The 20,025-nt window shown below is 62.8% G+C and carries 22 protein-coding genes; 13 read left to right on the top strand and 9 right to left on the bottom strand.

All coding sequences use genetic code 11. The annotated features are described in order from the left end of the window. Positions 1–104 precede the first annotated feature (104 nt). The 5 genes from IEV58_RS09245 to dapA form a co-directional block, all read right to left on the bottom strand. Complete coding sequence (locus tag IEV58_RS09245; protein WP_188409449.1) at positions 105–542, bottom strand: DUF1810 domain-containing protein; 438 nt, start codon at positions 540–542, stop codon at positions 105–107. 72 nt (positions 543–614) lie between these two features. Then, positions 615–1,901 (bottom strand): TRAP transporter large permease, encoded by a 1,287-nt coding sequence (locus IEV58_RS09240; RefSeq protein ID WP_188409448.1) that lies wholly within the window; start codon positions 1,899–1,901, stop codon positions 615–617. Beyond that, a complete protein-coding gene (locus tag IEV58_RS09235; protein WP_188409447.1) occupies positions 1,901–2,422 on the bottom strand; it encodes a TRAP transporter small permease in 522 nt (173 codons plus the stop codon). Before IEV58_RS09235 ends, IEV58_RS09240 begins: the two co-directional genes overlap by 1 nt. Positions 2,423–2,480: 58 nt before the next feature. Continuing rightward, entirely contained in the window at positions 2,481–3,458 is a 978-nt protein-coding gene (locus IEV58_RS09230) for a TRAP transporter substrate-binding protein (RefSeq protein ID WP_188409446.1), read from the bottom strand. Positions 3,459–3,541: 83 nt separating this feature from the next. Next, positions 3,542–4,423, bottom strand: a complete 882-nt coding sequence (dapA, locus tag IEV58_RS09225) for a 4-hydroxy-tetrahydrodipicolinate synthase (protein WP_188409445.1) — start codon at positions 4,421–4,423, stop codon at positions 3,542–3,544. Between the two features lie 162 nt (positions 4,424–4,585). Between dapA and IEV58_RS09220 the strand changes: the two genes are divergently transcribed. From IEV58_RS09220 to IEV58_RS18240, 11 genes are read left to right on the top strand one after another with little or no spacing between them, the layout of a single operon-like run. Beyond that, positions 4,586–4,954, top strand: a complete 369-nt coding sequence (locus IEV58_RS09220) for a tautomerase family protein (RefSeq protein WP_188409444.1) — start codon at positions 4,586–4,588, stop codon at positions 4,952–4,954. Positions 4,955–5,010: 56 nt separating this feature from the next. Then, entirely contained in the window at positions 5,011–6,153 is a 1,143-nt protein-coding gene (locus tag IEV58_RS09215; RefSeq protein WP_188409443.1) for an acyl-CoA dehydrogenase family protein, read from the top strand. An 11-nt stretch (positions 6,154–6,164) separates the two neighbouring features. Continuing rightward, positions 6,165–7,730 carry an acyl CoA:acetate/3-ketoacid CoA transferase gene (locus IEV58_RS09210; protein WP_188409442.1) on the top strand — a complete coding sequence of 522 codons (1,566 nt, stop codon included), beginning with the start codon at positions 6,165–6,167 and terminating at the stop codon, positions 7,728–7,730. A gap of 15 nt (positions 7,731–7,745) precedes the next feature. Beyond that, on the top strand, positions 7,746–8,681 hold the full coding sequence (locus IEV58_RS09205) for a dihydrodipicolinate synthase family protein (protein ID WP_188409441.1): 936 nt from the start codon (positions 7,746–7,748) through the stop codon (positions 8,679–8,681). 4 nt (positions 8,682–8,685) lie between these two features. Next, a complete protein-coding gene (locus tag IEV58_RS09200; RefSeq protein ID WP_188409440.1) occupies positions 8,686–9,195 on the top strand; it encodes an ureidoglycolate lyase in 510 nt (169 codons plus the stop codon). Positions 9,196–9,209: 14 nt separating this feature from the next. Beyond that, positions 9,210–9,695 (top strand): MaoC family dehydratase, encoded by a 486-nt coding sequence (locus IEV58_RS09195; protein WP_188409439.1) that lies wholly within the window; start codon positions 9,210–9,212, stop codon positions 9,693–9,695. Next, positions 9,695–10,699 carry an aldo/keto reductase gene (locus IEV58_RS09190; RefSeq protein ID WP_188409438.1) on the top strand — a complete coding sequence of 335 codons (1,005 nt, stop codon included), beginning with the start codon at positions 9,695–9,697 and terminating at the stop codon, positions 10,697–10,699. Before IEV58_RS09195 ends, IEV58_RS09190 begins: the two co-directional genes overlap by 1 nt. 10 nt (positions 10,700–10,709) lie before the next feature. Continuing rightward, positions 10,710–11,474, top strand: a complete 765-nt coding sequence (locus IEV58_RS09185) for an enoyl-CoA hydratase-related protein (RefSeq protein WP_188409437.1) — start codon at positions 10,710–10,712, stop codon at positions 11,472–11,474. Between the two features lie 47 nt (positions 11,475–11,521). Beyond that, complete coding sequence (locus IEV58_RS09180) at positions 11,522–12,229, top strand: GntR family transcriptional regulator (RefSeq protein WP_188409436.1); 708 nt, start codon at positions 11,522–11,524, stop codon at positions 12,227–12,229. Then, positions 12,229–13,002 carry an asparaginase gene (locus tag IEV58_RS09175; protein WP_229729315.1) on the top strand — a complete coding sequence of 258 codons (774 nt, stop codon included), beginning with the start codon at positions 12,229–12,231 and terminating at the stop codon, positions 13,000–13,002. Before IEV58_RS09180 ends, IEV58_RS09175 begins: the two co-directional genes overlap by 1 nt. Next, a complete protein-coding gene (locus IEV58_RS18240; protein ID WP_229729314.1) occupies positions 13,002–13,241 on the top strand; it encodes a hypothetical protein in 240 nt (79 codons plus the stop codon). Before IEV58_RS09175 ends, IEV58_RS18240 begins: the two co-directional genes overlap by 1 nt. On the opposite strand, the gene hydA is transcribed toward IEV58_RS18240, so the two are convergent. The 4 genes from hydA to IEV58_RS09155 form a co-directional block, all read right to left on the bottom strand. After that, positions 13,238–14,647 (bottom strand): dihydropyrimidinase, encoded by a 1,410-nt coding sequence (gene hydA / locus IEV58_RS09170; protein WP_188409435.1) that lies wholly within the window; start codon positions 14,645–14,647, stop codon positions 13,238–13,240. The genes IEV58_RS18240 and hydA overlap by 4 nt on opposite strands. Before the next feature lie 31 nt (positions 14,648–14,678). Next, positions 14,679–16,100: an amidase gene (locus IEV58_RS09165; RefSeq protein WP_188409434.1), complete on the bottom strand. Its 1,422-nt coding sequence runs from the start codon at positions 16,098–16,100 to the stop codon at positions 14,679–14,681. Further along, positions 16,097–16,315 (bottom strand): hypothetical protein, encoded by a 219-nt coding sequence (locus tag IEV58_RS09160; protein WP_188409433.1) that lies wholly within the window; start codon positions 16,313–16,315, stop codon positions 16,097–16,099. Before IEV58_RS09160 ends, IEV58_RS09165 begins: the two co-directional genes overlap by 4 nt. A gap of 96 nt (positions 16,316–16,411) precedes the next feature. Further along, the gene (locus tag IEV58_RS09155; protein WP_188409432.1) at positions 16,412–17,341 is read right to left on the bottom strand and encodes a LysR family transcriptional regulator; all 930 of its coding nucleotides are present in this window, start codon (positions 17,339–17,341) and stop codon (positions 16,412–16,414) included. A gap of 243 nt (positions 17,342–17,584) precedes the next feature. Here IEV58_RS09155 and IEV58_RS09150 point away from each other — a divergent pair, with 243 nt between their 5' ends. Together IEV58_RS09150 and IEV58_RS09145 are read left to right on the top strand one after the other, a co-directional pair. Beyond that, the gene (locus tag IEV58_RS09150) at positions 17,585–18,946 is read left to right on the top strand and encodes a protoporphyrinogen/coproporphyrinogen oxidase (protein ID WP_229729313.1); all 1,362 of its coding nucleotides are present in this window, start codon (positions 17,585–17,587) and stop codon (positions 18,944–18,946) included. A gap of 96 nt (positions 18,947–19,042) precedes the next feature. Next, on the top strand, positions 19,043–20,002 hold the full coding sequence (locus IEV58_RS09145) for a dihydrodipicolinate synthase family protein (protein WP_229729312.1): 960 nt from the start codon (positions 19,043–19,045) through the stop codon (positions 20,000–20,002). The last annotated feature ends 23 nt before the right edge of the window (positions 20,003–20,025 follow it).

Here is a 20,025-nt window from a genome sequence, read left to right as displayed (position 1 = left end):
CCCCACCCACTGGTCTTGGCTACATGCTTCGAGACGCCATGCTGCGCATGGCCCTCAGCATGAGGATGCGGGCTTGGCAGGTTTGTCAGCAGGTTGCGAGCTTTTCATGAATCCCGCTGCGAAGACAAAAGCTCCAGAGTGCGCCCGTCCTTCTCACCGCCGCACCAGCGGTCGAGCGCCCGCTGAAACAGGTCCTCTCCCGGCGCCGCGGCGGCAAAGAGTGTCATGGAGGAGCGGAACTTCAGATCATCAGGTGATCCGAAAATCTCGCGCAGCGAGGCAGCCTTCGCAGCAAGAACCGCATGGGTCGCCACCCTCAGCCGGCTGCCGAGAACGGGATGCGCAAGATAGGCTCGCGCCTCCCCAAGTGACCCGATACCGTAGAACTCCGCCGTCGGCGAATGGCCGAGCCCCTTAAGCTGCGGGAAGATGAACCACATCCAGTGGCTGCGCTTGCGGCCGGCGCGCAGTTCCTCAAGGGCGATCTCAAATGTGCCCTCCTGCGCTTCCACGAAACGCTGCAATCGGTGCGGATCATCCATTTCTGTCGGCTTTATCGGTCCGGAGACCCTGATATTTGGGTCACCCATCCAACGCCGTCCACTCCGTCTCGGTCAGTTCATCAAGCCTGCCCAGCGCGGCAGAGCCAGCGATAGGTCGGGCACGAATGTCACCAGTGCCAGGATGACAAACATCGCGAGCAGCGGGGCTGCCAGCTTGCGCGAGACCTGGACCACCGTACGGTTCGCGATGCTGGAGGCGACAAACAGCGAGATGCCATAAGGCGGCGTCACCGTTCCGATCGCGCAGTTGAAGACGACCACGAGACCGAAATGAATGGGATCAATCCCGAAATCGCGCGCGATGGGCATCAACACCGGCACAATGATCAGGATGGCCGCGATGGTCTCCATGAACATACCGATGACAAGAAAGAGACCGTTGGCGATCAGCAGGAACATTAGCGGACTGGATGACACCGCACGAAGCCAGTCGCCCAATATCGCCGGCACATTGGCATTGGCGATCAGCCACGCGAAAACACTGGCGGTGCCGATGATCAGCATGACAGCGGCCGAAAGGGCGGCTGACCGCAGGATCAGCTGCGGCAGATCCGAAAGCTTCATCTCGCGGTAGACGAACAGGCCCACCAGCAAGCCGTAGAAGCCGGACACCGCGGCGGCCTCTGTTGGCGTAAACGCACCCCCGAGAATGCCGCCCAGGATAAGCGCCGGCATGCCGAAGGCCGGCGCCGCCGCATAACCAGTCCGCGCCAGGCGCGCCAGGGTGAAAGGCTCGGATTCCCGATACTGCGGCCCGCCACGTCTGGCGTGGAGATAGGACGCGATCATCAGCGTCACGATGCACAGGAAGCCCGGAACCACGCCCGCAAGGAAGAGAGCGCCGATGGACATATTGGCGATGACAGCCACCACGACCATGGTGAGGCTTGGCGGGATGACCTGCGCGAGGGAACCGGCGCAGGCGATGATGGCAGCGCCGAAATCCACGTCATAACGCTTCCGCTTCAGTTGCGGTTGCATGATGGAGGAGATAGCGGCGGTGTCGGCCGAGCCGGAACCGGAGATGGCGGCAAGACCAGCCGCGGCGACGCAGGACACCAGCAGCAGGCTGCCGGTCACCCATCCGATCAGCGCGGAAGCAAAATTGACGATCCGGCGCGAGATGCCGCCGGCGTCCATGATGACACCCGCGAAGACGAAGAAGGGAATGGCCATCAGCGTGAAGGAGTTCAGCCCGGCGAAAACCCTCTGGCTGACGATGGTGACCGGAACGCCGGTGGTGGTGACGAGGGCAAGAACGGCCGAAGCCCCCAGAACGAAAACAACCGGAACGCCAAGAAGCAACAGACCGAGAAAGCAAATGAAAATGATGGTCATCAGGCCACCTCGGCTTCGGTATCTTCGGCATTGGGAAAAGGATCTTCCCAGCGGTTACAGACGGAAACCATGAGCTCAAGAGCGATGTAGAAGGCACCTGCCGGCAGGCAGGAGTACATGACCCACATGGGCAGATGCATGGCTGAGGAGGTCTGCATGGTGCCAAGCCGCAGGAGCGGCAGGCTGCCCCAGGCGAGAACGGCAAGGAAGGCGATGGTCACGGCGGCGATCAGCACCATGGCGACACGGGCCAGCGGAAGCGGAAGCATGGCGGGAAGAAAGTCGATCGCCACATGCTGATTTCGCGCCATGGCGACGCCTGACCCGAGCAGGACAAGCCAAATCTGGCTGAAGGTGGCGAGTTCCGTCGCCATGGCGATGGAATAATTGAAGATGTAGCGCCCGCCAACCTGGACCAGCACCGCTCCCATCATCACGCAGAAGAGGAGGACCACTATGGCCGAGATCACGCTTCGCAAGCCGTGGACGACCGCTGCGGCCGCCGAAAATGCCGAAGACATCAGGCTTCCTTTCCGGATGCATTGAGCCGGACGGTGTCGCCACCGTCCGGCGCCTGGATCACTTCACGGATTTCAGAAGATCGAGCAGCTTCTTCTGCTCGTCGGTCTTGACATAGGTGTCATAGACCTTGGCCGCCTGGTCGCGAAACGGCTTGTCGTCGGGCTTGGTGACATTGACGCCCTTCTTGACGAGGTCGTCGTAGCGTTTCTGGTCGCTCTCGCGGTAAGCCTTCCGCTGATAGGATGCCGCTTCGGCTCCGGCTTCCATCAGGGCTTTCTGCACGTCTTCCGGCAGCGCCTTGAAGCGTTCTTCACCCATGATCACCGGCGCCACCAGCTCCAGCCAACCCAGGATCGCCCAGTTGGGAGCAACCTCATAGAACTTCTTGGAGTCATAATTGGTGTTGGCCGCTTCGGCGCCATCCACGACACCGGTTTCCAGCGCGCCATAGAGCTCCGTATAGGCCATGGGAGTGGGGTTGGCGCCGAAGTTCTTGAAGGCATCGAGGTGTGCTGGCGTCTGCATGGTGCGGATCTTCATGCCGCTGAGATCCTCCATGCTGTTGACCGGCTTCTTGGTCATGATGTGCCGGGTTCCGGCGGAAAAGAAGCCGATCAATCGAAAGCCCTTCTGCGCCAGCACTTCATTGACGTAGTCCCGCACTTCCGGAGCATTCAGCGCTTTGTCCATTTGCACGGCGTCGCTAAAGACGAAGGGCATGCTCAGGACGTTCATGTCAGGCACGAAGTTGACCAGCAGTTCATTCGCCGTCACGGCGATGTCTACGGTGCCAATCTGCGTGCCCTGGATGCTTTCCATCTCGTCGCCGAGTTGTGCGTTGGCGAAGACCTGGATTTCGGCCTTGCCGCCGGTCTTCTCCTGGAGCAGCTCATTCATGCGGACCATGCCCAGGTGATAGGGCTCGTCCATATTGGCGTTGTGGCTTGCCTTGAGGGTCACTTCTGCCGCCTCAGCCGCCGGGATCAGCGGTGTTGCGGCCATCAGCAATGCTGCAAGTGCGATAGACAGTTTCATGACCAGTCCCCTGGATAAGGTGGTGCGTTGTTCTGTGTCTTGATCGCGCGGCGGCTCGTTGGCCACCGCGCACTGCATCGAGGCTATTGCAGAAGCCCCAGATCCTTCAGCACCGCGCGCAGCGGTGCAACGCGATCGGCCGGCAAAGGCAGGCGCGGCGCGCGCGGATGTCCTACCGGCATGCCGATGAGACCGAGAGCCGCCTTGGTGGCGGAGACATAGAGGTCACCGCTGAGCGCCTCCAGCAAGGGCAGGACGCGGTGATAGATGCGCCGCCCACCTTCCGGGTCTCGCTGATCGACAGTCGTCTGAAACAGCTCGGTTGAGAGCCCCGGTGCGATGTTGGAGAAAACCGAAACATAGCCCTGGGCACCGACAAGATAGCCCTCCCAGGGGTGGTATCCCGCGAAAACCGTCATGCGGTCGCCGCAAAGTCGCAGGATCTCCGTGGTGCGCGTGACGCTGCCGCTGGATTCCTTGATGTAGGAGACGTTGTCGATCTCTGAGAGCCGCGCCACCAGCGGTGCCTTGAGGTCGACGTTGGATGTGTAGGGATTGTTATAGGCCATGACCGGTATGGAGATCGCTTCCCCGATCCGCCGGTAATGGGTGAAGATCTCCTCTTCCGTGGGTGAGGAATAGTACGGCGGCACGACCATCACGCCATCCGCGCCATAGCCCTCCGCCTCCTTGCTGAAGGCCACTGCCTCATCGGTCCATTCGGCAGCCGTGCCGACCAATACAGGCACACGGCCCGCCGCCTGTTCCACCACGATCGCGCCGACTGCCCGCCGCTCCTCTCGCGTCAACGAAAGGAATTCACCGGTGCTGCCGAGCGGGATCAGGCCCTGCACGCCCTGCTCGATCTGCCAGTCCACGAACTGGCGCAGGCGCTGCTCGTCAAGCCGCCCCCCATCGTCGAAGGGCGTAACCATAACTGTGTAGCTGCCGCGAAATGCCGCCATGCAATGTCCCCTGCTGTTCCTCTCAGGCTGCCGATTTATGGCTCGATCTAACCCGACGTTCGGAGGTTGACATTTGATCAGATCGTCTGTCAACAATTGATCTCAGCGGCGGAAATAAATCATTCTCCGCCCCACATGCCCTTTTATGCGGCAGGAGAAGCCATGCCATTCTTCGAGGTTTTTGACTTCGGCGCAACCCCGCAGCAGCGGGCGGCCGCCACTCGGCTCATGACCAAGGCCCTTTGCGAGGCCTATGACATCAAGCCGGACATCATCTCCGCCTATTTCCTGGATATCGGCCCAAACAGCTATGGCCACGAAGCAATTTTTGGTGAATCGGCAGCTGAAAAGCGACTTTTCGTGAAACTGCACGCCTTCCGCCGCCCCGACCAGATGCGGCGCACCGCAGCAAGGTCGCTGACCGATGCTTTGGCCAAGGCCTATGGCGCGCCTTCAAAGTCGATCGCCGTTTACTTCTTTGACCGGGATCCGGATCAGGTCTCGCACGACGGAATCCTAGCGTCTGACTAAATCGCAGTCATTTGATCAAATTACACCCAGTCTTTCGCCTTTTGTGAGTGCACACCGTGAACCGCTTCTTCAGTGATGAGCAGCGCCTGCTGCAAGAGACCGTCCGCCGCTTCGTCGCGGACGATGTGTTGCCTGCCGCCAGCGCGATCGACCGCGACGACGCGTTTCCGCAGGCGCTTTACAAGGGGCTGGCCGACCTCGGCCTGTTCGGTGTCAGCCTCGCCGAAGAGGCAGGCGGCAGCGGGCTCGAAACCACGGCCGCCTGCATCGTCATGGAAGAGATCGCCCGTGGCTCGGGCACCCTCGGTAATGCCTATGCTCTCCCGGTCGAGGCCGCCCATTTCCTCAATGAGCATGGCGATGCCTTCCATAAGACATTCATCCCGGGCTTGCTGAGCGGCGAACTTTTGCCTGCCACCGCTGCCACCGAGCCCGATTGCGGTTCCGACGTCGCCGCCATGCGCACCACCGCGGACCGCGATGGTGATGATTACGTGATCAACGGCACCAAGGCCTGGGTCACCTTCGGCCGGATCGCCGACTTCATCATGGTTTTCGCCAAGACCGACCGCAATGCCGGACACAAGGGCATCAGCTGCATCCTGGTGGAGACCGACCGTCCCGGCGTCAGCCGCGGCAAGTCTGAAGAACTTCTCGGAATGCATGGCCTCGAAGACTGCCAGATCATCTTCGATAATGTGCGGGTCCCCATCACCAACCGGATCGGGCCCGAGAACGAGGCCTTCAAGATGGCCATGGGGAACTTCAATTTCTCGCGTCTCATGATGTCGTCCATGGCGCTCGGCATGGCGCAGGCCGCCATGGAAGACGCCGTGGCCTATGCCAAGTCGCGCAAGCAGTTCGGCTCCGAGATCATCAAGTTCCAGGCGGTGCAGTTCATGCTGGCCGACATGTCCATGGACATATCGGCCGCCCGCCTTCTGATCCATCACGCAGCCCGCCTGTACGACGCCGGCCACTCCATCGCCAAGGAAGCCGCTCACGCCAAGCTCTTCACAACCGACATGGCCATGAAGCACGTGTCCAACGCGCTGCAGATCCACGGCGGCAACGGCTATTCGAAGGAATACCGGATCGAGCGCATTTTCCGCGATGTGCGCCTCTCGCAGATCTACGAGGGCACCAATCAGATCCAGCGCCTGATCATCGCACGTCAGCTTGAAAAAGAATTCGCCTGAGGACCCCGGACATGATCAGCCTCATCTCACCGCAGGATGCCGCCAATCTGGTCCGCGACAAGGACGTTCTCGCCGTCGGCGGCAACGGCGGAACGGGTGCGCCGGAAGCTATTCTGGACGCGCTGGAACAACGCTTTCTGGATACGAAATCGCCGAACAGCCTCACCCTCTTCCATGTCACCGGCATTGGCGCCGTCACCGAAAAGGGTCTCTGCCATCTCGCCCACGCCGGGCTGATCGAGCGCGTCTTCGGCGGCAACTACGGCCTGCAGCTTCCCTTCATGAAGCTGATCCGCGAGGAGGCCATGGAGGGCTACAACTTCCCGCAAGGCGTCATGGCGCAACTGTGCCGCGCCATGGCCGCCAAGCAGCCGGGCGTCATCACCCACGTCGGCCTGAAGACCTACATGGACCCCCGGCAGGAAGGCGGTCGCATGAACGCCCGCACCCGCGAACCCATGGTGGAAGTCGTGGAACTGGCCGGGCGTGAGTGGCTGTTCTACCGCGCGCCCACACCCACCATCGCCTTCCTGCGCGGCACCAGCGCGGATGAGGATGGCTACATCTCCATGGAGCATGAGGCGACGACGCGCGAAGACCTGTCGATCGCCCAGGCCGTTCACAACGCCGGCGGCATCGTCATCTGCCAGGTGAAGCGCATCGTGAAACGGGGCACGCTCCATCCGCACATGGTCAAGATCCCGGGCTTCCTGGTGGATCATGTCGTGCTCGTGCCGGATCAGATGCAGACCTATGCGACGCAATATGATCCCAGCCGCTGCGGCGAAACGCGGGTCCCGATCTCCTCGCTGGTGCCGGACCCTCTCACCGACCGCCGTGTCATAGCGCGGCGCGCGGCCTGCGAGCTGCGTCCGGGCGATGTCGTCAACCTCGGCGTGGGCATCTCAGCCATGATCCCCAATGTTGCGGCCGAGGAAAACATCGACGAGATCATGACGCTGACGGTCGAATCCGGCGTCGTGGGCGGCGTCCCTGGTTATGCCCGCGAATTTGGCACCGCCTATAATCCCCGCGCCATTCTCGATCAGCCCTATCAGTTCGATTTCTATGATGGCGGCGGCCTCACCTGCGCTTTCCTGTCCTTCGCGGAGGTCGATGCCCACGGCAACGTCAACGTTACCCGCTTCGGCGACCGCTATGACGGCTCCGGTGGCTTCATCAACATCACGCAGAACGCCCAGCGTCTCGTCTTCAGCGGAGCGCTTACTGGCGGCGGTCTAGACGTGGTGGTGGAGGACGGCAAGGTGAACATCCGCCGTGAAGGCAAGTTCAGGAAGTTCGTTCCCGCTGTCGGGCAGATCAGCTTCAACGGCAGCTTCGCTCGCGAACGCGGCCAGGACGTCACCTTCATATCCGAGCGCGCGGTCTTCAAGATCGAACCCGAAGGGCTGGTTCTGGAGGAAATCGCTCCCGGCGTGCGCCTCAAGGAGGACGTCCTCGATCAGATCGGTTTCACCCCGCGCGTGTCCCCCGACCTCAAGCTCATGGATCCACGCATTTTCCGCCCCGGCCCGATGGGTCTCAAGGCCGAACTGCTCGCCCATAAGGCGAACTGACCGAGGAGACTGTCAATGAAGACGATTTCTCTGAATGGCGTCACCGTCGCAACCGTCCTTCCCTTCAAGGAAGACCTGTCCATCGACTGGAAAAGCTATGACCGGCTGCTTGAGTACTGCACCACGCCCAAGGGCATGAGTGCTGTCTTCGTCAACGGCCATGCCGGCGAAGGCGCAACGCTGACACCGGCGGAACGGGTCGAGGTGATCAAGCGCACCCGCGCCTTCATCGGCGATGATGTGCCCCTGCTGACGGGGATCATCCCCTATTCCACGGCGGACGCGATCGAGCAGGCGAAAGAGGCGGAGGACAACGGCGTCGACGTGGCGGTGCTCTTCCCCATGCCGCAGTTTTCAGCTGGCGCTTCATCCGATCCGCGCTACGCCGTCGATTATGTCGACACCGTCCTCAACGCCGTGAAGTTGCCGGTGTCGATCTTCCAACAGGCGGTCAGCGCCGGCTTGGGCTTCACCACGCCCGTGCTTCTTGAACTGGTGAAGCGCGAGCGCGTGATCGCCATCAAGGAAGGCAGCGGCGACATCACCCTTTACGAGGACAATCTCCGCCTTCTCAAGGCAGCAGCGCCGAAGGTCGCCATCCTGCCGTCCAACTACCATTGGCTGTTCGCGCAGGTCGCCACCGGCGCCGATGGCATCCTCTCCGGCATGGCCAGCATGATCCCGCATATGCTGTGCGATCTGTGGGCCGCGACCGAAGCCGGCGATCTCAAGGCCATGCGCGCGGTCAACGACCGGCTCTATCCCATCGTGCGCACGATCTATGGCTCACCGCCGCTGATCGACATGCACACGCGCCTCAAGGTGGGGCTGGAGCACATGGGCATCATTGCCAGCGCCCGGCCCCGGCCGCCGCTGCTTCCGGTGCCGAAAGACACCATCAAGCGGGTGATCGCCACCGTCGACGACGCCGGCCTCAAAGCTGCGGCCTGATCCCATGCAAACCGCTGCCGCCACGCTGCAGATCCGACCTACGCCGCTGACACGCGAAGCTTTCGCGCCCTTTGGCGATGTGATCGAGATGCAGCCAGGCGGCGGCTATGCCATCAACGGCGGCACCTCCTGGCGGTGGGACGACGTGGCAGCACTCGACCTGACACGCGAGGGAGGGCAGCCTCTCCTCAGCCTGTTCCGCACGGAGCCCTGCCAGCTGCCGCTCACCATCGCGTTTCTGGAGCGGCACCCCCTTTCGTCCCAGGCCTTCGTGCCACTGTCACAACGTCCCTTCCTGGTGGTGGTCGCGCCGCCGGGAGAGCAGATCAAGCCTTCCGACATCCGTGCGTTTCTTACCGCGCCGGGCCAGGGCGTGAACTATGCCGCAGGCGTCTGGCACCACCCGCTGCTGGCGCTCCACTCATCATCGGACTTTGCCGTCCTAGGGCGCCGTGGTCCGGATGAGAACTGCGATCTCCACCATTTCGATCACCCGATCACTCTCGTTCAATGACAGGAACTCCTCCTATGCAGACCAAGCCCCGCGAAGCTTTCGTCGACCTCCATTACGAAGATGTCGTGGTGGGTGACGAGGTTTACACCGACAGCCACACCGTCACCATGGAGGGCATCCTCGCCTTCGCCGATGTCACGCGGGACCACCACCCGCTCCACACCGACGAGGACTACTGCAGCAAGACCGCGTTCGGACGCCCTATCGCCCACGGCCTTTTCGGCCTGTCGCTCATCGAGGGGCTGAAGTCGGAACTCAAGCTCTATGAGAACACTTCTGTCGCCTCCCTTGGCTGGGACAAGGTGCGCTTCCGCAAACCCATCTTCGCGGGCGACACGGTGAAGGTGCGGGTGATCTTCGACAGCAAGCGGGAGAGCAAGAGCGGTCCTCATGGCATCGCCGTCGAAAAGATCGAGATGATCAACCAGAAGGATGAAGTGGTCATCGAGGCCGAGCACGCCACACTGCTCTACAAACGCGCGAACGCACCGGCATTCTGATGGAGCCCCCTCCTCTTCCCACACGCGCCCTGCCGCGAACCGGTCTTCACATCCCGATCATCGGGCTGGGCGGCGCGGCCCTTGGGGGCATGCATGGGGTCGTGACGGAAGAGGAAACCCGCGCCACGCTGACGGACGCCTGGGGCAGCGGCTTCCGCTACTTCGATACCGCGCCGCTCTACGGCCACGGCCTGGGCGAACTTCGCCTGGGTGCCGCTCTGCGTGACCGTCCGAAGGGCGGCTATGTGCTGTCCACCAAGGTGGGCTGGCGGATGACGCCACTGGCTCCCGCCGAGGAGACACCTCCCAACGGCAATCTCCCCTTCGGCCGCCACATCGATTACAGCTTCGACGGCACGCTTCGCTCTGTCGAGGACAGCCTCATGCGCCTGGGCCTCGACCGGCTGGATCTCGTTTTCGTCCATGACGTAGATCCCTACAACCATGGCAGTGATTATCCCGCCCGCTTCACCGAGGCGGTCGACGGCGCTCTGCCTGCACTGAGGCGCCTGCGCGAAGAAGGGGTGATCGGTGCCATCGGCATCGGCGTGAACAACTGCGACGTCTGCCGCGACTTTCTGGAAAAAGCGGATCTGGACTGTTTCCTTCTTGCCGGCCGCTACAGCTTGCTTGACCGGGAGGCGGAAATCACGCTCCTCCCGGAATGCGAGCGGCGCGGCGTAGGCGTCATCATCGGCGCGCCCTTCAACACAGGCATCCTCGCCAAGGGATCGACCGGCAAGTTCAACCACGGCTCAGAGATACCTCCCCACATTCTCGCCCGGGTCGAGGCCATGACGTCCGCCTGCGCAGATCATGGCGTCAGCCTGATGGCGGCAGCGCTCCAATTTCCACTCCGGCATCCGACAGTGATCAGCGTCTTGCCGGGGCCGCGTTCCCGTCAACAGCTGCAAGGCATCGCCGTGGCCGCCAGGACCCAGATCCCTGAGGCGCTCTGGGCCGAAATGGACGCGATTCGTTCCACCTCTCCCGCTCCGATGTGAGGCAAGCCCCATGTCCGCCGTCACGATCACCACGCCCGCGCCCTTCATCCGCCTCATCCGCTTCAATCGGCCAGAGGCGCGGAACGCGCTGAACCGCGCGCTCCTGCGCGAAACCGCAGCGGCTCTGGAGGAGGCGCGCGGGGACGATGAGGTGCGGGTCGTGGTGCTGACGGGCGACGACCGCGCCTTTTCCGCAGGCGCCGACATCAAGGAGATGCCGGACAATGGCATTCCCATGTGGGGCCAGGCGGACCGGCTGAAGGCCTGGAAAACCATCGAGCGGTTCCCCAAACCGCTCATCGCGGCGGTCAATGGCTTCGCTCTCGGTGGCGGGTGCGAGCTCACCACGCTCTGCGACATCGTCGTGGCGGGCGACAATGCGCGCTTCGGCCTACCCGAGGTGAGGATCGGCGCCTTCCCAGGAGACGGCGGCACCCAACGTGTTCCCCGCGTGATCGGCAAGAGCCGCGCCATGTGGATGATGATGACCGGCAACACCATCGATGCCGCCAAGGCCTGCGACTGGGGCCTGGCGACAGAAACGGTCCCGGCGGATCAGACTGTTGATCGGGCGCTTGAAATCGCCCGCGAGATCGCGGAGATGTCGCCGCTCGCGGTGGCGATGATCAAGGAAGAGGTCCTGATGACCTATCAGAAACCGCTGGACGAGAGCCTCAGCCTGGAGCGCAAGCTGCTGCTCTGGCAGACCGAGGACCATGACGAAGGCATCGCCGCCTTCACCGAAAAACGGAAACCCAATTTCAAGGGCCGATAATCAGTAACCCGCCTGTCTCACACGAGCAGCACCTCAGCAGAAAAACCATGAACGTTCAGACCCGCCGTGCCCGATCCAATGGAAGCCGAGAAGCGGCCGGCCTCGATGACCTGTCGTCGACATCCGTCGAACAGGCGACTGCCATGATCAGGCAGGCCATTCTCTCCGGCCGCTATGGCCCCGGCGAGCGCATCAAGGTCGCGGATCTGTCGAGCCAGTTCGGCTTCAGCGCCATGCCTCTGCGCGAGGCACTGCGCAAGCTCGAAGGCGAAGGGTTGGTCGAAATCGAACCCAACCGGGGCGCCACGGTGCGCCGGCTCGACCGGAGGTTCGTCGAGGACCTCTACGAGCTGAACACCGAACTCCGCATCTTTGCCGTCCGACGTGGCATCAAAACCATGACGCTGGACAAGATGGATGTGCTCGAAGGGATCGCCAAAAGCTATGAAGAGGCGGTGAGCCAGGGCGATTTCGAGGAAGCTCTACGGCTCAATCGCGAATTCCACGGCAAGATCGTCGAGATCGGCGGCAACCGCGAGGCCCTGCGCATGTTTCAGCGCGGCTGGGAGCTCATCAGCGCCTTTCGCCGCCGCTTCGGCTACGGCAGTGGTCGCCAACAGGGGCTCGCGCGCGAAAAGCTCATGCTGATCGAAGCACTGCGACGTCAAGACCTGGAACTCGCCGAAGCGATCTATCGCATGCAGCATGCCGCGGCGCTGGAAGACATTATCCAGCGGCTGGATGGCAGCGACTGATGGTGGACGCCGAGCCGAACAAGGCCGCCATCGTTGTGATGGCACTGGGCGGCACCATCGCCATGACAGATGCGGCAGCCGGCGTATCACCGAAGCTTTCCGCCGCAGAACTGGTCGCCGCCGTGCCGGCTCTCAGCGGCTATCCCAATCTCAGCGCCCGTTCTTTCCGCCAGGTCCCCAGCCCTCACCTGACCTTCGCCGATCTTGAAGCGCTTGCTTCCGCCATCGGCGACAATTTCCGTGAGGGCGCCGATGGTGTCGTGATCACCCAAGGCACCGATACCATCGAGGAAGCCGCCTTCGCGCTCGATCTTCTGCTGGACGCCAATGCTCCGGTCGTCGTGACAGGAGCAATGCGGAGCCCCACGCTCGCCGGGGCGGATGGCCCTGCCAATCTGCTGGCCGCGGTCCGCACGGCAGCCAGCGCGGGTGCGCGCGGCCTTGGGGTCATCGTCACCTTCAACGATGAAATCCATCTGGCGCGCCACGTCTGCAAGCGGCACACCAGCAGCACGGCCGCCTTTGTCTCGCCCAATACCGGCCCCGCCGGATTCGTCGCCGAAGGGCGGGTGCACATCTGGTCACGCGGTGTGGGCATGCGTCCGCACGTCGAACCCAGCCCCTCGCCGCGTGAAGCGCGGGTTGCCCTCGTGACGCTTTCCATGGATGACGACGGAGCGCTCGTTGCGCTGGCACGCGATGCCGGTTTCGACGGCATGGTCGTCGAAGCCTCGGCGGCGGGCACAGCTCGCCACGGACCGCCAGGGAGCTGATGTCAGCGGCTGAGCGGATGCCGGTCATATTGGCATCCCGAACCGGCGGCGGGCCGGTCCTGCAAAAGACCTACGGTTATACCGGAGGCGAGATCGACCTTCTCGAAAAAGGGCTCATTCCGGCCGGCTGGCTGGACGGCCCCAAGGCGCGGGTATTGCTGTCTCTCCTGCTCCGCCACCGCTCTCCGGCGAAAGCGGACATTGCCGCCGCCTTCGCGCAGTTCAGCGGCCAGGATTAGGCAAGGGCTCGGGTGTGCGCTGAGAGTTCGCGGGGCAGATAAACCCCATGTCCCTTCGTGCCGACCAGTGCGCCCTCTCGGGCCACCACCTTACCGCGCACCATGGTCAGCACCGGCCAGCCGGTGATCTCCATGCCCTCGTACGGTGTGTAATCGCAGCCGTCCTGAAGATCATTATGGGTCAGCGAGATCCGCTTGTCCGCATCCCAGAGCGTGATGTCGGCGTCGGCGCCAACGGCGATGGTGCCCTTGCGCGGATAAAGTCCATAGGTCTTGGCGGGATTGGTCGCCGTCACCGCCACGAAGGTCTCCATGGTGATGCGGCCCTTCACGACACCCTCGGAAAAAAGGATCGGCAGACGGGCGCCGACGCCGGGAATGCCGTTTGGAACCCAGCGGAAGCTGGTCTTGCCCTCGGGCGTCAGCTTGCCGGTCTCATCATAGCGATAAGGGCAGTGGTCGGAGGAGAACAAGGTGAAAGCGCCGGTCTTCAGTCCTTCCCAGCAGGCCTTCTGGCTGTCCCTGTCGCGCGGCGGCGGAGAACAGACATATTTCGCGCCCTCCATGCCGAGCCCGTCAAGATCATCGGCGGTCAGCACGAGATACTGCGTGCAGGTCTCGCCGATGACGTTGAGCCCCTTGTTCTGCGCCCAGCGGATCTGCTCCATGGCCTCGCGATTGGAGACGTGCACGATCACGAGCGGCGTGTCCGCGATTTCCGCCAGCGAGATGGCACGGTGGGTCGCTTCCCGTTCCACGGGAATGGGCCGCGAGGTCGCATGATACTTCGGAGCCGTGCGGCCGGAGGCTTCCATCTGCTCGGTCAGGAAGCGGATCGCGTCGTAGTTCTCCGCATGCACCATGACGAGCGCGCCGGTGTCACGCGCGACCGCCATGACATCGAGGATCTGACGGTCGTTGAGACGGAGGTCGTCATAGGTCATGAAGATCTTGAAGGAGGTATAGCCATCCGCCACCAGGGCCGGCAGGTCCTGTCCAAGAAGCTGCTCGGTCGGATCGGAGATGATCATGTGGAAACTCACGTCCACATGGCATTCGCCCTCCGCCTTGGCGTGATATTCCTTCAGCACCTCCCGCATGGAGCGGCCCTTCTCCTGCAGGCAGAACGGCAGGATCGTAGTGGTCCCGCCCAGCGCCGCGGAACGGGTGCCGGTCTCAAAGTCATCGGCCATGACGATGCCCTCCCCGGAGGGCTGGGAGATATGGACATGGGCATCGATGCCGCCGGGCAGCACATATTTGCCGGCCGCGTCGATCACCTCGTTTGCCTCGGTGATATCTTCCGCCAGAAGCACGATGCGTCCGTCCTTGATGCCGACGTCGCAGCGCATGGTATCCGCGGCCGTCACGACCGTTCCTCCGCGAATGGCCACATCGAGTATCATGCTGTCAGGCTCCTTTCGATCGTCTCACCAATCATGCCGCCTGGACTGCCTTTGCAAGAGCCGGCCGGCGCGTCATCCAATTGGTCGCTTCCTCATAGGCAGCGCCGGCTCTCAGCACCGTGGCTTCGTCGAACATGCGCCCTATGATCTGCAGCGACAACGGCAATCCTGCCGAGCTGAAGCCTGACGGCAGCGACATCGCCGGATTTCCCGTCACGTTGAAGGCATAGGTGGTCAGGCCGAGCATGTGCATTGGTTCATCCGGCATTTCATCCAACCGCCAGGCGGGCCGCACCGCCGATGATGTGAGCACGAGATCGTATCGAGCCATGATGTCGTTGTTGAACGCAAGTGCCAGCCTGCGGCGCACCCGCAGCGCATCCACGTAATCGGAAGCGCGCGCGAAGGCGCCCACCATCAGCCTTTCGCGTGCAGGGCGCTCGTAGAGCTCCGGGCGGCGCAGGAGGTTTTCCTGATGCACGGCGTAATATTCGGAGATCAGGATCGTCCGCCCGACCGCTAGGAAAATGTCCTCATCCTCAAAGGCGATTTCTTCCACCATCGCCCCGAGATCCTGGAACATCGCCGCCGCTGTATCGAGTGCGGCCATAACCTCAGGATCGGTGATGGGATCCTTGGCGGGCCACGATCTGAGATAACCGATTCGAAGACCTCGCAAGCCGGTGCGAAGCTGGCTGACATAGTCTCCCGCATCGACCATGGCGCTCGCGGGATCCAGCGGGTCGGGACCGGCCATGCCGCCAAGCGTAATGGCGGCATCCTCCACCGACCGTGCAATCGGCCCGCAGTGATCGAGCGAAAACGACAAGGGAAACACGCCGCGGCGGGAGACCAGACCATAGGTTGGCTTCAGGCCGACCGCCCCGCAGAAAGCCGCCGGTCCGCGCACGGAGCCGCCGGTGTCGGAACCGAGCGCCACCCGCAGGAGGCCGGCGCCCACTGCGGCTCCAGATCCGGTTGAAGATCCACCCGTATAGCGTTGATGATCCCAAGGATTTCGAGCCGGAGGAAAAAGCATGCCGGGGCTCGGACCACCCGTCCCGAATTCCGCCGTAGCGCATTTGCCGATGAGGATGGCGCCCGCCTGCTCCATCCGCTCGATGGCTGCGGCGCTCTTTGTCGGCACATGATCACGTCGCATATGCGACTGACAGGCTGTCAGGATGCCGGCGCTGTCGTAATTGTCCTTGGTGGCGAACGGGATGCCATGCAACGGGCCGCGCCGCCGCCCGTCGCGAATCTCGGCCTCGGCCCGATGGGCGGCCGCCCGGGCGTGGTCGCTGGCAAGGGTCGCGAAGCTGTTGAGAGCGCCATCATAGGTTTCGACTCGCGCCAGCGTCGCCTCAACGAGCTCGACCGGCGACAGCCGTCCGGCGGCGATGGCGGCGGATGCCTGGGCGATGGGCCACAGGGACGGATCGGGATCGCTCATCGCGCCACCTCGCCCGCGCGCAGGATGGAGGCGACCGCATAGGCATTGGCTGGTTCCGCAGCTGGCGGGTTTTCCCAGGCACGAATGGTGTCGCTCCAGGCCCTCACCTCACGGTAGGCGGCAAAGAGCACGGGCTGTCGTTCCTCCGGCAGGCTGAGGCCGGAGCGTTTGAAGAGAGTGCTGAATTCAACCCACAGGGGATCTGCGGTGGACATCACTTCCTCCCGATCGTTGCCGAGGACACGACCGAAACCTGCCACCTTTGGATAGCGCGCTGAAATGCCTTCGCCGCATGACTTTGATGCGTGGTGCTAGGCGGCAATGCTTTCGCGGATGATGGAGCCGATCAGCGGTGCGGTCGGCGAGATGGTGCGCCCCGCCACGGATGCGATCGTTAGGGGCATGTCTGCCGGGAACAGCGGCGTCACATTGAGTTGGACCACCTCGCCTGCCCGGAACTGCCTGAGGTAGGCAATGTTCGACCCGAAGACCACCGCATCGCTGTTGAGCATGAGATCGACCAGTGCCCCATAGTGGTTGGAGCGAAGACGGAAGAAGGCATCGACCGAACCGAAACCATAGGTGTTCTTGATGGTTTTAACGACCGACTCCGGCAGCGGGTAAGTGGCCCCCACCGCATAGGCCGCCAGATCGTCGGTGGTCAGGACCTCCTTCTCGCACAGAGGATGGCCGGCGCGGGCAAAGAAGCCGCGCTGGAACGATCCGACCGTATCAATGTCGAATTCGACGAACGACGGCATGGCCTCCGTATTGCCGACCACCACATCGATGCGTTCGGTGAGCAGCATGTCATAAAGCTTCTCCGGCGCATCGACTTGGAGGATGAGCCGAAGCTGCGGATGCCGCTCGGCGAATCCACGCAACAGCGGTGGGCCGAACAGCGCCGAGGTCACATTGCCGAGCCCGATCTTCAGTTCACCGATCTCGTCGAGGTCGGCATGGCCGACCATGCGATGAAACTCCGCCGCGCTTGCCAAGATCTGCCGCGCCGCTTCGATGCCGAGATAACCAACCGGAGTGAGCTGGATGTTGCGCGACGCACGGTCGAACAGCCTCACGCCGAGTGCATCCTCCAGCGACTGGATGCTGCGGCTCAGCGCCGGCTGGGTGATGTTCATGGCTTCGGCGGCCTTGCAGAACGAGCCATGCTCGGCCAGCGCCAGCATGTGCTTGATCTTGCGCAGGTCCAGACCAGACAAGAAGTTATGCAGCGAGCTCATGGTCACTATCATCCGATCTCATTTCATCGAAGTGTCATGACCGCGTAAGCATCTGTCAATGCCGCCGCTGACCAAAGACTAATCTCAAAATGTCTTCAGATGAGGCAGGAGATGATCTCGACCAGCTGACGACCAATACGCGGGAGAAATTCTCCTAGATTTTCAATGGTTGCGGATCAAACGAGCATGTTTAGGCTGCAGCCTTGCAACTGATCCATGCCTAGAATTTAGCCAGAGGTGGACGTGCCAGCCGTGCCTTTTTCTCCCGCCTATGATGCCGTCATCGTCGGCGCCGGCATCGGCGGCCTCAGCGCGGCCTGGAAACTGCGCCATCGCAACATCCTGGTGCTGGAAGCGAGCGATCGTCCCGGCGGGCGGCTGCGCTCGGAACCCCGTGGTAACTACTGGCTGAATTTCGGCGCCCATCTGTTTGGCGACGAAACTTCGCCCGCGGGAGCGCTCGTGCGCGATCTTGGGCTTGAGGCGCGGCCCATCCCCGGCGACCGGATGGGCATCGCCTTTAAAGGCCGTGTCGTTGCCGGCGGCCGCTCGGAGACCTTCCCGCTACGGCTGCCGCTGAGCCTCACGGCACGGCTATCCTTCATCAAGATGGGCCTGAAGCTGCGCGGCGGGGTGCTGCGACTGCTGGATGTCCAGAAGCCGGTCGGAGGCGAGAGCCCGGCGGAGCGCCGGGTGCGGCAACTGTCCTTCGACAATGATCGCACCTTGCAGAACTATGTGGGCCCGCTTCACCCGGACATCGAGCTGATGCTGCGCACCATCACCGAGCGCACCTCAGCCGATCCTGAAGAGATGGCGGCAGGATATGGGCTGACCTCCTTTGCCCAGGTATGGAGCAAGCATTCCTTCGGCCGCAATCTCTTCGGCGGATCGGCGCGACTGCCGCAGGCGATCGCCGCCGCGCTGGGCGAGCGCCTGGTCTTGAATGCGCCCGCCGCCTCAGTGGTGTCGGGAGAGGAAGCTGTCACGGTCACCTACGTCAAGGAAGGTGAGCAGCGTCAGGTCTCGGCACGACATGTCATCGTGGCTACGCAGGCCGATGTGGCGCAACGGATTCTGCATGACCTGCCGGACGATACTGCCAGCGCTCTCGGCCAGATTCGCTATGGCGCGTTCCTGTCGGCGGCGGTGCTGACCGCGGAGACCGGCCCGATGCCGTGGGACAACAACTACGCCATCGCAACGCCGGGCCTCTCCTTCGGCGTGTTCTTCAATCAGGCAAGCACCCTTCGTGTCGGCCCGCGCAAGCCCGGCGGCAGCCTGATGCTGTTCCGTGGAGCGCGGGGCGCCGCGGAATTGATGCAGCAGAGTGATGAGGAGATCGCGTCGCGCTTCATTGCCGATCTCAATCGCCTTTTCCCCGGATCGAAGGCCATCGTCCGCGAGGTCATCGTGCAGCGCTGGCCGCAGGGCGCGCCCTATTCATTCCCCGGACGCGCCGCGCTGCAGCCGGCTTTGACGCGCGATCTCGGGCGGGTGCACCTGGCCGGCGACTATCTGGAGTTTCCCTGTATGGACGCGGCGATTGCGACCGCCGGCGAGGCGGCCGCCCGGATCGAAAAGGCGCTGGATCACGACCGCTGAGGCTCCGGCCTCCCCGCATCGAATAGATGCACAAAAGGCATTTCCGCTGCCGGGTGCGAAGACCGACACTCTGGCCAGTTCATCGGGTTACAAGTCTTGCCAAACACCATCACCAGTGCACATTCCGCCTTCACTGCCGGCATCCATGCGGCGGTCGTCCTTCCCTACCGTTCGGACTACAGCCTGGATGAAAACGGCTACCGTCGGCAGCTGGAATTCATCATGGGCCACGAGGGCATCACCGGCCTTCTGGTCAATGGCCACGCCGGCGAAAACAGCCTCACCAGCGATGAGGAGAAGGAGCGCGTCGTCCGCCTCACCCGCGAGGTGGTGCCGTCACGCATCATGATCACCAGCGGCGTCTATTCGGAAAGCAGCGAAAACGCCGTGCGGCAGGCGGTTCGTCTTGAGAAGGCAGGCTCCGACGCACTGCTCGTGTTCCAGCCCAACAGCTGGGCGCTGGGCGCCGAACCCTCCTCCATCCTCACCCATCACCGCATGATCCACGATGCGGTGACAACGCCGCTGATGTTTTATCAGGCACCGGTCAATTCAGGGAAGTTCGCCTATTCCTTCGAGGTGATCCGAGAGCTGGTGGGTCTGGAGCGCGTCCGAGGCGTCAAGGACGGGAGCTGGGAAATCGCCATGACCGAACTCGTCCGCGACGAGATCAAGGCCAGGCGTCCCGACATCACCGTCTATGGTTCCGGTGACGAGCATCTTTTGGTCAACTATCTTATCGGCACCGAAGGCAGTCAGGTCAGCTTGGCGGCTGTAATCCCAGGGCTGATCTGCGATCTCTGGGCCTCGGCCCAGGCGCAGGACTGGTCACGCGCAAAAGCGCTGCACCAGCAGATCCAGCCACTGGCAACCCTCATCTATCGCAACGCCCCCGCGTCGCGCGCCGTGGCGCGGCTGAAGGCCTGCCTCACCATCCTCGGCGTGATCGAAAGCGACAGCGTGCGGCCGCCATTGGCGACCGTGCCAAAGGAGGAACTCGCACTGCTGGAGCGCGCGCTCCAGGCATGCAAGGCGCCCGTTCCGGCACACGCCTGAACCTCGACATAGCTAGAAACGAA

It is taken from the genome of Agaricicola taiwanensis, assembly GCF_014635245.1.
Taxonomy (GTDB): Bacteria; Pseudomonadota; Alphaproteobacteria; order Rhizobiales; family Methylopilaceae; genus Agaricicola; species Agaricicola taiwanensis.
The sequence above is the reverse complement of the archived record's forward strand: the minus strand, read 5'-3'. Positions and strand labels throughout refer to the sequence as shown.